Raw genomic sequence first — 14,225 nt, forward strand, 5'->3', positions numbered from 1 at the left:
CTGTACTCAGCCGACAGGTTGGTGACACTCCGGGTGTTGACGTTAGGGAGGACCTCCGGGTGCGGTGGGTGATGTCTAAGTCGCCTACCGACCGGAGGTCCTCGTGTCCCACCGTAATGCCCGACTGAACGAGCGTGGCCGACAACTGTTGGTGGAGCGGGTCTGCGATCAGGGCTGGGCCGTGGCCCACGCTGCCAAGGCCCAAGGCGTCTCGCGGCAGTGCGCCCACCGGTGGATCAACCGGTTCCGTCAGGAAGGCCCGGCCGGCCTGCAAGAGCGGTCCTCGCGTCCGCACCACTGCCCACGCCAGACCCCGGTTGAGGTCGAGGAAGCGATCGTGGCCACACGCCGCCAAGAGCGTCGCGGGCAGGACTGGATCGGGCCCGAGCTCGACGTACCCGCCCGCACCGTCTGCCGGGTCCTACGCCGCCACGGCGTGCCCTACCTGCGTGAGTGCGACCCGCTGACCGGCCAGGTCATCCGCGCGTCGAAGACCACGGCCGTGCGCTACGAACGCGACCACCCGGGCGAGCTGGTCCACGTCGATGTTAAGAAGATCGGCAAGATCCCCGACGGCGGCGGGTGGAAGGCCCACGGCCGGGCCATGGGCTCCACAGCCGCGCAGAAGAAGGCCCGGATCGGTTACGACTACGTGCACTCGATGGTCGATGACCACACCCGACTGGCCTACAGCGAGATCCTGCCCGACGAGAAGGGCCCCACCTGCGCCGGCTTCATCCGGCGAGCGGCCGGGTACTTCGCCGCGCACGGCATCACCCGGATCGAGCGAGTGATGACCGACAACCACTTCTCCTACCGCCATTCCCACGACGTAGGCGACGTCATGGAGGAACTGGGCGCCAAGCACAAGTTCATCCGGCCTCACTGCCCCTGGCAGAACGGCAAGGTCGAACGCTTCAACCGCACCCTGCAGACCGAGTGGGCCTACCGACAGGTCTTCACCAGCAACACCCAACGATCCGCTGCCCTTGCGCCCTGGCTCGAGCACTACAACACTGAACGCCGCCACACCGCACTCGGAGGTCACGCCCCGACCAGCCGACTGTCACCAACCTAATGGCCGGGTACATCTAACGCCCAAGGTCACAAGTGAAGTGGCATCATCGACGGCGTCCTGGGCAGGAGCTCGCCGTAGACCGCGCGGATCTGGTGCGGCAGTGGCTCCACGTCGCTCGTGGCCACCGCCATCATCGGGTCGTTGAGCCCGGCGAGTCTGATCCGCTGCGCCTGTGCTGCGATCTTGAAGTGCTCGGGGTCTGCGTCGAAGGGAGCTGTGGCCGCCGTGGAAGGGCGCAGGTTGTCCTCATCCCTGCGAAGACCATCCGTTGGGCAAGTGCCGTCTCCGACTTGTACGTGACCTCGATGGCGTCGTCCCCGCGATGGTCGACGTGCAAGATCTGAACCGCTCCGTCTGCGGTGAAGCCTTCGATGGACATGCCGACGGTGACGTCCTCAAGCTTCACGTTCAGTCCCTTCCGACGCGCTGTGTGCACACCGTATTGGGCGGCGCGGACATTCTGCGCCAGCACGCGTGCACGACCTGCGTGTAGGACCCCGATCACCCGCTCCTCGTCAGGCATACTCACCACTGTCATAGCGGCCCGACGGGCTTCCTCTCGAAGGACATGCCCCCACCCGCACGAGATTCGTGCTGTCTGGGGACCTGTCCGTGCCACTCCTTCGCTCCACCGCCCGAGGATTCTCGGCGCTGGAGCACCACCTGGCCGACCGACTCGCTGAGCAGATGTCCATCCAGACAGGCCACTCCCCCTCACCGGGTGAGCGTCGTGCGTGGGAGCGGAGCCTCCCCGCACTCCAGGCGGATCTCCTCTCGGCCGGTCTCGACGACGTCGAGATGCTCGTCGAGTACCAGCTGCCGCTGACCTCCAAGCGGGCCGACGTGGTTCTCGCCGGCGTGCACCCGCGCACGGGGCGCCCTTCGTATGTCGTCATCGAGCTCAAGCAATGGTCCTCCGCGGAAGCCTTCGAGGACTCGGACACCCTTGTGAGCGTGGAGCAGTACGGCGGTCGAGCCGTCACGCACCCGGCGGTTCAGGTCGAGGGCTACGTCGAATACATCTCCGACTTCACCAGCCACCTCGCCGAGACCGAGCACTCCCTTGTGGGTGCCGCCTACCTGCACAACGCGACCGATCGTGAGGTGGAGGACCTCTTCATCCGTCCATCGACGAAGCACTCACGGCTCTTCACCGGTCAGCGCCGGGGCGCGTTCAGCGACTTCCTCGCCGAGCACCTGGCTCCCGGTACGTCTGGTGCTGCTGCGGCCGATGTGCTCCTGGCCTCACGCATCGCTCCGAGCCGCCAGCTGCTCGCTGTCGCAGCCGACGAGGTGCAACGCCGCGAGATGTTCGTCCTGCTCGATGAGCAGCGGGACGCCTACGAACACGTGCTGCACGCCGTCGACCGGGCCCGCCGCGCCAACACCAAGCGGGCCATCGTCGTCAGCGGCGGCCCGGGCAGCGGGAAGTCCGTCATCGCCCTCTCCCTCATGGGTGAGCTCTCCCGGCAGGGCCGCAGCGTCGTGCACGCCACGGGTTCGCGGTCCTTTACCCAGACCCTGCGGAAGGTGGCCGCGGCACGCGCCCCGCGCGTACGACAGCTCTTCAAGTACTTCAACTCCTTCATGACTGCCGAGCCAAACGACTTGGACTGCCTGATCCTCGACGAGGCTCACCGCATCCGGGAGACGTCGGTGAACCGGTACACGCGCAAGGAGCAGCGCGAAAAGGCCCTGCCGCAGATCCACGAGTTGCTGTCTTCCGCACGGGTGCCGGTCTTCCTCCTCGACGAGCATCAGGTCGTCCGACCTGGCGAGCTCGGCACGGTGCAGGACATCGAGCGGTATGCGGCCGTCCTCGGCATCGAGGTTGAGAAGATCAGCCTCGACGACCAGTTCCGCTGCGGCGGGTCGCAGGTGTACGTCGACTGGGTGCTGCGGCTGCTCGGTCTCAGTCCGGGAGGACCGATCACGTGGCCCGGCGACCCAGGCTTCACCGTGGAGGTCGTCGATTCACCCCAGGAGCTGGAGCACGTGCTCGCGGAGAGGCACGAAGGGGGCTACACCGCCCGGATGGCGGCCGGCTACTGCTGGCCGTGGAGCGATCCGCGCTCCGACGGAACCCTCGTGCCCGACGTGGAGATCGACGACTGGTCTCGTCCGTGGAACCTCAAGGGCGATCGTGCAGTCGGTGGCGCTCCCCCTTCGCCACTGTGGGCCTCGGACCCGGCTGGTTTTGGTCAGGTCGGCTGCATCTACACGGCACAGGGGTTCGAGTACGACCACGCGGGCGTGATCATCGGTCCCGATCTCGTGTGGCGTGACGACCGCTGGGTGTCGGTACGCGAGGCCAACCGGGATCCGGACTTCAAGAGTCGGGCGAAGGTGCCCGACGCCGACTTCGACCGCCTCGTCCGCAACGTCTACAAGGTGCTGCTGACGCGTGGGATGCGCAGCGTGCACATCTATTCCACGGACCCGCAGACCCGAGACTTCCTGCGGTCGCTCGTGCGGCCGTAAGCGATAGACGAACCGAACACCGACGACGGATCGACAGGCTTCCGCTCCAGGAGATGCCTCCCCCGTGACACGCACGGAGCAGGCATGCCATGACCACGTGGATCTTCGGGATCAGCGCCCAGGACCCCGAGCACTGGGAGATCGCCAAACAACAAGGCCTTTGGGACATGACCAAGGCTTGGGACGTCCAGCCTGACGACCACATCTACTTCTGGCAGTCGCATCTGCCGAAGTCATCCGCGTTCAAGGACCGTCTCGTCGGCTTGGTGCGTGCCACGAGCAGCTGGCGGGAGCTGAAACCTGCGGACTACCCCCTGCCGTGGAACAAGACCGACAAGAACCTCAACAACTACAAATACCGCTTCGACCTCGAGGTGGTGAACCCCCGCTCGTCGAGTGACGCCAGCTGGACCGAGATTGAGCGCCGTACGGGGGTGACTGGCAACACCCGATTCGGTCCGCAGAGGGTTATACGAGCGGATGGGGCTCGTTGGCTACGATGGCAGCTCGACATCGGACAGGATGAAATCCTGTCCGGCAGCCTTGAGGAAGCACTGGACGAGTTCGACGCCGGCGAAGACCTGCCGGACGAGGACCGACGACGGAAGGTCAACGCCTCGATCTACGTTCGCGAGGGGCGTGGGCCCTTCAGGGATGCGCTGGTGCAGGCATATGAGGCGAAGTGCGCCATCACTGGCGTCTCGGCTCCGGTCCTAGATGCCGCCCACATCCGCCCCTATCAGGGACGGCACAGCAACGACCCGAGCAACGGCATCCTCCTGAGGACGGACCTGCACACACTCTTCGACCGACACCTGCTGACCGTGATGTACGAGGCAAACCGGTATGTCGTCCGCGTCGCCGAGTACGTCGAGGACGACTTGTACCGCGACCTCGACGGCCAGGAGCTGGCTGTCGTCCCGAACAACGCGCGTAGTCGACCGAGCACGTCTCTGCTGGCGGAGCACAATGACGAATGCCGCAAGAAGTGGAAATGTTGATGTCGTTTATGGTGCTGCACAGAATTTTTTGTGCTCTTGGTGCATCACCGCATCACCAGATCTGCGCACGAACGCTCGATGCCTTCCGGGAAGTTTGCCGTCTGCGCGACGATTCACCAGCGACTCCACATCCGCAGCGGTGGTCCGGCGCGGGGATATTTCGTCGGGACATAGCGCGTAGGCGCCTGCTCGCGGAGCGATCCGGTCGACACGATCGGAGTCCGCCTTCGCGCCTGCTTCGGCACGACGAAGAACTCTCTGAACGACGTCTCTGTACCGTTGGCGCAGCAGTCACCTGGCTACGCGATGACACAACCGAGCCGGAGGTCAGGTCAGAACCTGGAGCAAGTCCTCGTCAGTCAACCCGGTGCAAGGCCGGCCCCTTGTGGGCCGCGACGTGGTCGGTCTTGTCGCTCTTGATCTCGTACTGCGGCTCGTCCTTGCTGGCCCGGCGACGGTGACCCTTGTAGTCGAAGTCCTGCGTGTGGACCTTGGTGATCGTGCCCGTCACCTGTCCCGCCTCGGAGTTCCAGCCGACGTGGTCGCCGACCGCGAAGTTCGCACTCATCACTCCTCCTCATCACGCCTAACCGTGCCAACAACCTCAGCGTAGGGCCGGGCCTACCCTCGCTAAGGTCGACGCATGCCCCTCGCTCCCCTGCCCGATGAAGACGTCGAGTTCGCCCTCGCCCGCCGTCGCTGGTGCACCCCGGTGGTCGCCGAGCTGACCCTGGAGGTCATCGAGCAGCGCATCGACTTCGACGCCGGGCAGTACGTGCTCCTCCAGGACACCGGCCGCGCCGTGTCGATGCAGTCCTACTCCGTGGCCAACGCGCCGCGGGAGGACGGCACGCTGACCTTCCTCGTCACGGCGGTGCCGGGCGGGCCCACCAGCACCTGGCTGACGAAGGGGGCACAGCCCGGCGACCGCGTCCTCGTCTCCGGACCGTACGGCTCCTTCGTCGCCGACCCCGCCCACCACGGCCCGACGCTCTACCTCGTGGGCGGCTCCGGCCTCGCTCCCGCGAAGGCCCTGGTCGAAGCGGCCGTCGCCCGTGGCGAGACCGCCCATCCCGATGCCGGTTCCCGTCACACGCTGCTCTTCTCCGGGCGCACCCCTGAGCACCTCATCGACCACGAAACATTCACCGCTCTCGCGGCCCAACAACCCGGGTTCGACTACGTGCGCACCCTCACCCGGGTGGACGGCAGCGACGTCGAGCCGCCACGTGGTCGGATCCCGGAGGTCCTCCCTTCGCTCCTGCCGGATCTGTCCGAGCACGCGGTCTACATCGCGGGGGCACCGGGACTCGTCGACGCCAGCACGAAGGCCGCCCAGCAGCTAGGGGCACGGGCCGGGCGGGTGCACACGGAGGAGTTCTACGCCCAACCCACCCCGTGGAGCAGCGGTTCCGGCACATGATGAGGTGAGACATGGGCAGTGACGCATCCCGCATCTACACCAAGACCGGCGACGACGGCACGACCGGGCGGCTCTTCGGCGGCCGGATCGGCAAGGACGACCCACTCGTGGACGCCTGCGGCGACATCGACGAGGCCATCGGCGCGCTCGGTCAGGGGCGGGCCGAGCTCGCGGCCGACCCCGATGCCACCGACCTCGCGGCGCTGACCCTGCAGACCCAACGTCAGCTCTTCGTGGTCGCTGCCGACCTGATGGCCAACCCGCACCAGCGCGAAAAGCTGCGACCCGGGACCTCCCTCGTCGACGACGACCTCGTCGCCCGCATCGAGCAGGCCATCGACCACCTCGTGGAGCAGCACCCGCTGAAGCCGGTCTTCATCGTGCCCGGGGCCACCCGCGCCTCGGCGGCCTTCGACCTGGCTCGAGGGATCATCCGTCGCGGGGAGCGACACGCCGTCGCCGCCGCCCGCGCCGGCCACCACGTGTCCGACCCCGTCCTGCTCGCGCTGAACCGGATGAGCGACCTCGTCTACGTCCTCGCCCGGTCCACCGCGGGGGACGCCGAGGACCCCAGCCACGAGTAGACGGTCACATTGGTGGCGCACCACCGGCGACCGGGTGACCGCGTCACGACCTTTCGCTACTCCCCCACCGCCCCAAGGCCTGCTTCAGCAGATCCGTCGTCTCGCCCAGCGCCAGACCCTTGACGATCAGGAGGTCGAGGATGTCCGGCTCGCTCTGAGGTGGGTTCTGTCGGCGGGCAGCCATCTCCAGAAGAGCTCGAACCGCATCGTATGGGTTGGCCGTCACCATGTCGTGCAGGAAATCCTTGGGTCCCTGCACCCTGAGCCCGTCCGGGAGGCGCACCTTTGGGAAGTGCTTCAGGTTGTCCGTGACGATGACGTCCGCGCCACCTGCCAGGGCGGCGGCGACGACGTGCTCATCCCCGGGGTCAGGAAGCCCAACCTCGCCGATCAAATCGACCCTGCGTGGGTCGATAACCTCGAAGGCGCCTCCAAGGTGTGCCACCAGATGGTCAGCGCGGGACTCCGCCTCCACATCCGTTGCGCCTTGCTTCCGCAACTTGCGGGCCTCTACGTACTGGATCTCGAACAGGATGTCTTCGCTCAATACGACGCGAAACACGCCTTGGGCGGACATTGTCAGTAGCAAGTCACGCCGCAGTCCCGAATAGACAACGCATGTATCCAAGACTGCGGCGAACATACCCACATCGTGGCAGGAGGATCGAGTCGACGCTCATCGAGACTCGCGCCGTTGAACCGCACGCTTCGTACGTGCCTCCTTGAGCAGCTCCTGCACCTCCTCTTCATCCAACTCGTCGTCCATCTGGGCAGCAGTCGCTGCCACGGCGGCGAGCTGCCGTTCCCGTCGTGCCCGCTGATAGGCTAGGACGTCCTCGAGTACGACCATGCGACGGCTGCTGATCCGTTCGCACGGGAGATCACCTGACTCGATGGCCTTGACCAGAGTCGGACGGCTGACCCCCAAGAGGTCAGCCGCCTGTTGGGTTGTCAACCGACGCGTCTGCGGGGTGAGCGTCACAGCCCGTCCCGCCTGCATCGCACCGACCACCTGGACGAGCAGGTGGTGCACCTCTTCAGGGATCGGCACCGTCCCCTCGGGGCCAACCAAGGCGAACTCGCCCTCTCCGGACAGCACCCCCTCGACCTGGCTCAGCTCAGCTTGGTCCGCGGGAAGGTAGGTGTGGGTCTCCAACTGCGCAGTCATGACACTCCCTCATCTCTCGAAAGAAGCGTAACAACCTTTCGACTCTTTCGGAAGTTCCCCGCCGACAAGACTGGACCCGCAGATCAGGTGCCACTCCCCCTTCGCCCGGCGAACCCGGCCGCCCGCTGCACGAACCACTCCAGCGACTCCTCGTCCGCCGCAGCAGTGCGGTTGACCGCGTCCGGGTCGCCGCCCTGGAAGACCCGCTTGATCGGGACCTCCATGATCTTGCCGGTCCGGGTGCGTGGGATCGACGGCGCGGCGATGACCTCGTCGGGGACGTAGCGCGGCGAGACCTGCTCGCGGATGGCCGCGACGATCCCCTCGGTCAGCTCCGCGTCGACCTCGGCGCCCTCCTCCGGCACGACGAAGAGGGGCATGTAGTAGTCGCCGCCGTCGAGCTCCGCGCCGATGACCATCGAGTCGGCCACTCCCGCAACGGTGTTGACGACGCTCGTGATGTCAGCGGAGCCCATCCGGATGCCTCCGCGGTTAATCGTCGAGTCCGAGCGCCCGTGGATCATCCAGCCGCCGTCGGGGATGTGCGTGGCCCAGTCCCCCTGTCGCCAGATCCCCTCGAACGCATCGAAGTACGCCTCCCGGTAGCGCGTCCCGTCCGGGTCCCCCCAGAAGGCCACCGGCATCGACGGCAGCGCCTCGGTCATCACGAGCTCGCCGACCTCACCGGTGACCGGCTCCCCCTTCGCATCGACGGTCTGCGCCGCGACGCCGAGGTAGGGCGCCATCAGCTCACCCAGGTACACCGGGTCGAGCGGGTTGGAGCCGAGGATCCCCGAGGAGATGTCCGTGCCGCCGGAGTCGGAGCCGAGGCGGATGTCGGCCCTGACGTGTTCGTAGACCCAGTGCCACGTCGACTCCGGCAGCGGGGAGCCGGTCGAGAGGATGGAGCGAAGGGAGCCCAGCGGCCCCTCCGGCACGGCACCGGAGCGCTCGATCGCCGAGAGGATCGCGGCACCGGTGCCGAAGAGCTCGACGTCCTCCTCGTCGCAGATGTCCAGCGGCAGGGTGGCCGATCCGTGGAACGGGGCCCCGTCGTAGGTGACGATCGTGGCGCCGACCGTCATCGCCTGGACGAGGAGGTTCCACACCACCCACGTCGTGGAGACGGCGTAGTAGCAGCGCGCCCCGGGACCGAGGTCATACTGCAGCGCGTTGGCCTTGAGTGCCTCGAGGGTGATCCCGCCGTGGGAGTGGACGATGCCCTTCGGCCGTCCGGTCGTGCCCGAGGAGTAGAGCACCCACAGCGGGTGGGAGAACTCGACCGGCTCGAAGTCCGGCGGGCTCGGCTGCTCCACCACCTCGGAGAGCCGCGTGCTCGGCACCCGCAGCCCCTCCGGCGCCGCCCCGCCCTGGGCGTCGACGAGCACGTGGTGCTCCACGCTCGGCAGGGCCTCGAGGATCGCCGGGAGCTGGGTGAGCTGGTCGCGGCGCTTCCCACCGACCTCGACCGAGTCCGTCGTGACGAGGACGCGCGGCTCGATCTGCTCGAAGCGGTCGCTGATCCCTTGCACCCCGAAGTCCGTGTTGACCACCGACCACACGCCGCCGACCGTCGCGGTCGCGAGCATGGCGACGACCGTGTCCGGCGTGCTCGGCAGCACCGCGCACACCCGATCCCCCGGACGCACACCGATGCCCCGGAGGTGGCCGGCCAGAGCACCGACCCGACCGGCCAGGTCGGCCCACGTCACCGACTCACGAGGATCGCTCTCGTGCAGACCGACGACGGCTTCGTCGTCGGGGCGCTCCTGCGCCCAGCGCAGCAGGTTCTCGGCGAAGTTCACCCGCGCACCGGGGAACCAGCGCGTGCTCGGGATGTCACCCCCTTCGCGCACCGGGCCCTCGCCACGCTCGCCGATGACGTCGAAGAAGTCCCACACCGACTGCCAGAAGTCGTCGACCTCCCCCACGCTCCACGCGTGCAGGTCGGCGTAGTCACTCGTCTCGACTCCGACGGTGCGTGCGAGCCAGTCCTGGTATCGGCGGATCTGCGAGCCCTCGATCCGCTCCTGCGACGGCTCCCAGAGCTGGGTGCGGTCCATGGTCATGCTCCTTTGCGAGATCCGTACCGGTGCGCGTTACGTCCGATGACATCGAACCATCACGCCGGATGAGTGCGAGGATCGGGACAACCGTCCCTCCGAAGAGCTCTTGACCGCCGGCGTCCCACTGCGGGTGACGACGGTGGAAGTCCGTCACCGACTGATAGGCGTGGCCGGCCTGCAGCAACAGATGCGGCCGCCGACAGCTCGGCTCGGCAGGCATCCTTGACACTTCGGATCACATTCAGAACACTAGGTGCATGGCCGTCACCAGCTTCCGAGCATCCGACTTGTCTCGCGACAGCGCGAAGGTCTTCCGCACGGCAGAACGTGGGCCGGTGGAAGTCACCCGCCGAGATGGAGAGCCGCTGGTCCTGACACGCAAGTCCGAGTACGACGACCACTACGCAGCCCTGAATGCAGCGGCGGACCTCATTGCGGCCTCCTTGGAACCGAGCGACTCCCCCCTCGAGCGACGCCTACAGGCCCGGATGCCCTGGATGCGGTTCCTCAGCGAAGAAGACCGGGCGCACTTCAGCCACGACATCATCGACGTTGCCCGGGGCTGCGCGGCAGTCCATGACTTTGGGCCCTTTCTCCAAGAGCTGACCGAGTGGCACTCGACAGCGGCGGCCGTCGCAGCGGGCTACACGGCTCCTGACGACCTCGACTGGTTCGACGAGCCGGTGCCGGCAGCCGACCCCCGTACCGCCTGAGCACTGCGTTGCGATGGCGCGAGCGACCCCGGTTCCCCGCCCCAGACGGAAGGACGAATACCAGATCGTCTGTGCCACTCGGACCGCCGAGGTCGGCTGGAAGAACTTGGTGGCCACCCAGCGCAACGCGGCTGTGAACGCGTGGGAGTTCCTCACGGCGCACCCCCTGGAGCGGCTCCCGAAGAATCATCGACTCAAGGGCGAACTCGGCCACGTCGTCAGCAACGGCGCGGTGCATGAACAGTGGCAACACGAGATGTCGAACGGCGCACGACTCTGGTTCTACGTGAAGGACGACATGGTGATGCTCGTCCAGGTGCATACGCATCACCCCAACGAGACGAAGTAGGACGCCGGTCGATAGCCGACTCAGCCGCGCGGCTGGGTGACGTACTCCGCGACGATCCGCCCGAGCTCCTCCCCCGCGTCCTCCTGCAGGAAGTGCCCGGCCTGCGGGATGACCGGGTGGGAGACCCCCTTCGCACCGGGGACGTGTCGCGTGAGGACCGGCCCCATCGCCGCGGTGATGGGGTCGCTGTCGCTGAAGGCGACGAGGAAGGGCTTGTCCCAGCGCCCCAGCTTCTCCCACGCGAGGCGGTTGGCCGCCGTGGCCGGGTCGTCGGGTGAGGTCGGCACCAGTGCGGGCATCGCCCGCGGACCGGCCTTGTGGGCCTCGTCCGGGAAGGGTGCGTCGTAGGCAGCCTGCACCACAGGTGACATCTCCCGCACACATCCCGAGGCGACCAGCCGGCCGACGTCGAGGACCTCGGCGCTCTCCACCGCCCGCCGGAAGCGCCACCACACGTCGGGCATACCGTGGTCGCCCGTCGGCAGACCGGTGTTCGCGGCGACGGCCGAGGCAAACCGATCCGGGTTCTCCGCGGCCAGGCGCAGACCGATCAGCCCGCCCCAGTCCTGACCGACGAGGGTGACCGCCCGCAGGTCGAGCATGTCGAAGACGAGGTGGCGCACCCACTCGACGTGCCGCGCGTAGGAGTGGGCGCCGGGGTCGGTCGGCTTGTCCGACCGACCGAAGCCGACGAGGTCCACCGCGACCGAGTGGATCCCCGCGTCGGCGAGCACCCGCATCACGTGCCGATAGAGGTAGGACCAGCTCGGCTCACCGTGCAGCAACAGCACCGTGGGCACGTCCCCGGCAGGCGGGCCGGCCTCGACCCACGCCATCCGCAGCGTCCCGCCCTCCTGGTCCGGGACCTCGGCGTAGCGCGGCTCGTAGTCGAAGTCGGGCAGGTCGGTGAATCGCTCGTCCGGTGTGCGCAGGGTCTCCATGACAGGACTCTACGAGCGCCCGGGCTCACGAGCAGCGCTCCCACTCCGTGAGATGCATAACGTTCAGTTATGCACTGGATAAGTAGTGGCGTAGCGTCGTCGACGTGACTGCGACGACCCAGCCCTCTCTTCCCCCTTCGCACGATGCCGCTGTGCAGCAGGCCGAGAGCCCGGCGCCGCCGATCATGGACCGGCCCAAGTCCCTGGCGGCGACCACGGCCCTCGCCCTCGGCGCGGTGGGCGTGGTCTACCTCGCGGCCACCCACGGGGTGAAGCAGGCCGGTCTCTTCGCACTCGGCATCGGTCTGGGAGTGGCGCTCTTCCACGCCCGCTTCGGCTTCACCTCCGCCTGGCGCCAGCTCGTCGCCGTCGGCCAGGGCCGTGGCCTGCGGGCCCACACGGTGCTCCTCGGCACGACGGCGACCCTCTTCGCGATCATCATCTCGACGGGCATCGGCTTCGGCGGGGTCGTCCCGGAGGCGAGCGTCGACCCGATCGGCGTCGGCTCGATGGTCGGCGCACTGCTCTTCGGCATCGGCATGCAGCTCGGCGGCGGCTGCGCCTCCGGCGTGCTCTACCACGTCGGCAGCGGGCAGAGCGCCACCGTGATCACGCTCGTCAGCTTCGTCGTCGGCTCCTTCGCGGGCACGTGGCGCTATGACTTCTGGCAGGAGACGCTGCCGAGCTTCGGCTCCTACTCCCTCGCCGAGGACATCGGTTACGGGGGCGCGCTCGTCGTCACCCTCCTCGTCCTCGCCGCCATCGCGGGGGCCAGCCTGCTCGTCGAGCGTCGCCGCACTCCCCCGCCCGTCGCGCCGGTCCCCACCGCCCAGGGCCTCGCCCGGGTCGTGCGTGGCTCCTGGCCGATGTGGGCCGGCGGCGTCGTGCTCGCCGTCCTCGGCGCACTCGTCCTCATGACGAAGGGGAGCGCCTGGGGCGTCACCAGCGCCTTCGCCCTGTGGGGCGCGAAGGTCGCGCAGGCCCTCGGCATGCACCCCGAGACCTGGGCCTACTGGCAGGACCCGGGCAACGCGGCCGACCTCAACGGCGCCCTGCTCGACCACTCGACGACCCTGAACGACCTGGGCATCATCGTCGGCGCCGCCCTCGCCGCGGCCATCGGTGGCCAGTTCGTCATCCAGCGCCGCATCCCCGGCCGCGTCGTCGCCGCCGCGATCCTCGGTGGCTTCCTCATGGGCTACGGCGCCCGCCTCTCCTTCGGCTGCAACATCGGCGCCTACCTCGCCGGCATCGCCAGCTTCAGCCTCTCCGGCTGGGTGTGGGCCGTCGTGGCGCTGGTCGGCACGTGGCTCGGCCTCAAGGTCCGCCGCCGGATGGGTCTGGCCACCCCTGCCCCGGGCGACGGGGTCTGCTGAGCGGTCACGGTCGAGACGAGCTCACAGCGGTGGCGCACCACCCGCGGCCAGGTGACGCAGCAGCCCCACGACCTCCTCGGCCCGCTCCCGGCCACCGGCATCGACCTTCATCGTGACGCCCTTGCCCTCACGCACGCGCACCCGGAACTTCCAGGTGATCCACCCCTTCTCCAGCTCCGCGCCGGTGATCCGTGCGGCGGGAGCCTCGTCCAGGACTCGCCACCGCCACACCCTGATCACCTGCAGGACCCGCCGGTCCGTCACGATCAGCAGCGGGAAGGTGCTCGAGCGTTGTGACCCCACCGCGACGTCGTAGACGGTCTCCTCCGGCTCGAGCACCTTCCCCGGGAGGCCCATGTCCACGACGTGGAAACGTAGGTGGCTGTTTCGAGCCATGGCAGCGAAGTAGGTCCTCGCCGCCCGGGTCCCCTGCGCGTCGGCGAAGCCCTGTGCCATGACGGCATCCGCATCATCGCCGTGCAGGCGACGGACCTGGTTGTGCGCGTCCTGCGCAGCCTGCAGCCGGTCGAGCTTGCGGCGAAGTCCCATCACGTCCCCGCGTAGGCCGCGGTCTTGACCCGCACGGTCTCGGGCTGGCCCTTGTCGACCGAGCGCTGGACCGTCCACGCCGGCGAGCCGGTGTCGAAGGTGTCACCGATCTCCTGGTCCGTCAGCAGCTCGGAGCCGTCCTTGCAGCGGTACCAGCTGAACTTCCCGCCCCAGTGCTGGTCGTGGTCGTGCGAGATCGTCTCGCACATGGCGTCATCCTCCAGCTCCACGTAGAGCGGGATCGCCTCCCCCTCGCGCGGCGTGACGTCCTCGCTGTCGGCCGTGGGCGAGTCGAAACGGATCGCCTGCCGGCCCAGGGCATTGGTGATGCAGGTCGTCGTCCCGTCGTCGTTCTTGCAGGCCAACGCGCTCGCGGCCGTCGGCCCGCAGGTGAAGACGTCGTCCTGCCGCGAGTAGTTCGACCCGTACAGGCCGCCCATCTCGCACACGTCCGTGCCCGGGCCCTCCATCGTCCAGGAGTCGTCCACCCAGACGG

Annotated in this window: 16 protein-coding genes; 8 read left to right on the top strand and 8 right to left on the bottom strand. The window is 67.9% G+C overall.

Annotated elements, in window-relative coordinates:
- Positions 1-103: 103 nt before the first annotated feature.
- Complete coding sequence (locus JCO01S_RS11890) at positions 104-1,078, top strand: IS481 family transposase (RefSeq protein WP_068255815.1); 975 nt, start codon at positions 104-106, stop codon at positions 1,076-1,078.
- 130 nt (positions 1,079-1,208) lie between these two features.
- Here JCO01S_RS11890 and JCO01S_RS16510 read toward each other — a convergent pair whose 3' ends face one another.
- Entirely contained in the window at positions 1,209-1,616 is a 408-nt protein-coding gene (locus tag JCO01S_RS16510; RefSeq protein WP_500778494.1) for a DUF8742 domain-containing protein, read from the bottom strand.
- A gap of 74 nt (positions 1,617-1,690) precedes the next feature.
- Here JCO01S_RS16510 and JCO01S_RS11895 point away from each other — a divergent pair, with 74 nt between their 5' ends.
- Positions 1,691-3,559 carry a DUF2075 domain-containing protein gene (locus JCO01S_RS11895; RefSeq protein ID WP_068255904.1) on the top strand — a complete coding sequence of 623 codons (1,869 nt, stop codon included), beginning with the start codon at positions 1,691-1,693 and terminating at the stop codon, positions 3,557-3,559.
- Between the two features lie 89 nt (positions 3,560-3,648).
- Positions 3,649-4,560: an HNH endonuclease gene (locus JCO01S_RS11900; protein WP_068255818.1), complete on the top strand. Its 912-nt coding sequence runs from the start codon at positions 3,649-3,651 to the stop codon at positions 4,558-4,560.
- A gap of 355 nt (positions 4,561-4,915) precedes the next feature.
- Here JCO01S_RS11900 and JCO01S_RS11905 read toward each other — a convergent pair whose 3' ends face one another.
- Positions 4,916-5,128, bottom strand: coding sequence for a hypervirulence associated TUDOR domain-containing protein (locus JCO01S_RS11905; RefSeq protein ID WP_068255826.1), 213 nt, complete (start codon positions 5,126-5,128; stop codon positions 4,916-4,918).
- 75 nt (positions 5,129-5,203) lie between these two features.
- Here JCO01S_RS11905 and JCO01S_RS11910 point away from each other — a divergent pair, with 75 nt between their 5' ends.
- Entirely contained in the window at positions 5,204-5,983 is a 780-nt protein-coding gene (locus JCO01S_RS11910; RefSeq protein WP_068255830.1) for an FAD-binding oxidoreductase, read from the top strand.
- 11 nt (positions 5,984-5,994) lie between these two features.
- Entirely contained in the window at positions 5,995-6,567 is a 573-nt protein-coding gene (locus JCO01S_RS11915; protein ID WP_068255832.1) for a cob(I)yrinic acid a,c-diamide adenosyltransferase, read from the top strand.
- Between the two features lie 43 nt (positions 6,568-6,610).
- On the opposite strand, the gene JCO01S_RS11920 is transcribed toward JCO01S_RS11915, so the two are convergent.
- The 3 genes from JCO01S_RS11920 to JCO01S_RS11930 all read right to left on the bottom strand — a co-directional run bounded on the left by JCO01S_RS11920 (position 6,611) and on the right by JCO01S_RS11930 (position 9,798).
- Entirely contained in the window at positions 6,611-7,210 is a 600-nt protein-coding gene (locus tag JCO01S_RS11920) for a PIN domain-containing protein (RefSeq protein ID WP_068255833.1), read from the bottom strand.
- 33 nt (positions 7,211-7,243) lie between these two features.
- Positions 7,244-7,735: a helix-turn-helix domain-containing protein gene (locus tag JCO01S_RS11925; RefSeq protein WP_068255834.1), complete on the bottom strand. Its 492-nt coding sequence runs from the start codon at positions 7,733-7,735 to the stop codon at positions 7,244-7,246.
- 83 nt (positions 7,736-7,818) lie between these two features.
- Positions 7,819-9,798, bottom strand: coding sequence for an acetoacetate--CoA ligase (locus JCO01S_RS11930; protein WP_369407295.1), 1,980 nt, complete (start codon positions 9,796-9,798; stop codon positions 7,819-7,821).
- A gap of 260 nt (positions 9,799-10,058) precedes the next feature.
- On the opposite strand from JCO01S_RS11930, the gene JCO01S_RS11935 reads away from it, so the two are divergent.
- The gene (locus tag JCO01S_RS11935; protein ID WP_068255844.1) at positions 10,059-10,514 is read left to right on the top strand and encodes a hypothetical protein; all 456 of its coding nucleotides are present in this window, start codon (positions 10,059-10,061) and stop codon (positions 10,512-10,514) included.
- Between the two features lie 109 nt (positions 10,515-10,623).
- Entirely contained in the window at positions 10,624-10,863 is a 240-nt protein-coding gene (locus JCO01S_RS11940) for a hypothetical protein (protein WP_245634425.1), read from the top strand.
- 20 nt (positions 10,864-10,883) lie between these two features.
- Here the strand turns inward: JCO01S_RS11940 and JCO01S_RS11945 are convergent, their stop codons facing one another.
- On the bottom strand, positions 10,884-11,804 hold the full coding sequence (locus JCO01S_RS11945; protein WP_068255857.1) for a haloalkane dehalogenase: 921 nt from the start codon (positions 11,802-11,804) through the stop codon (positions 10,884-10,886).
- Positions 11,805-11,908: 104 nt separating this feature from the next.
- Here JCO01S_RS11945 and JCO01S_RS11950 point away from each other — a divergent pair, with 104 nt between their 5' ends.
- Positions 11,909-13,180, top strand: a complete 1,272-nt coding sequence (locus JCO01S_RS11950; RefSeq protein ID WP_068255860.1) for a YeeE/YedE family protein — start codon at positions 11,909-11,911, stop codon at positions 13,178-13,180.
- Between the two features lie 21 nt (positions 13,181-13,201).
- Here JCO01S_RS11950 and JCO01S_RS11955 read toward each other — a convergent pair whose 3' ends face one another.
- Positions 13,202-13,729, bottom strand: a complete 528-nt coding sequence (locus tag JCO01S_RS11955) for a hypothetical protein (RefSeq protein ID WP_068255862.1) — start codon at positions 13,727-13,729, stop codon at positions 13,202-13,204.
- The gene (locus JCO01S_RS11960) at positions 13,729-14,217 is read right to left on the bottom strand and encodes a hypothetical protein (RefSeq protein ID WP_157074596.1); all 489 of its coding nucleotides are present in this window, start codon (positions 14,215-14,217) and stop codon (positions 13,729-13,731) included. Before JCO01S_RS11960 ends, JCO01S_RS11955 begins: the two co-directional genes overlap by 1 nt.
- Between the last annotated feature and the right edge of the window lie 8 nt (positions 14,218-14,225).

This window comes from Janibacter corallicola NBRC 107790 (genome assembly GCF_001570965.1).
GTDB lineage: Bacteria > Actinomycetota > Actinomycetes > Actinomycetales > Dermatophilaceae > Janibacter > Janibacter corallicola.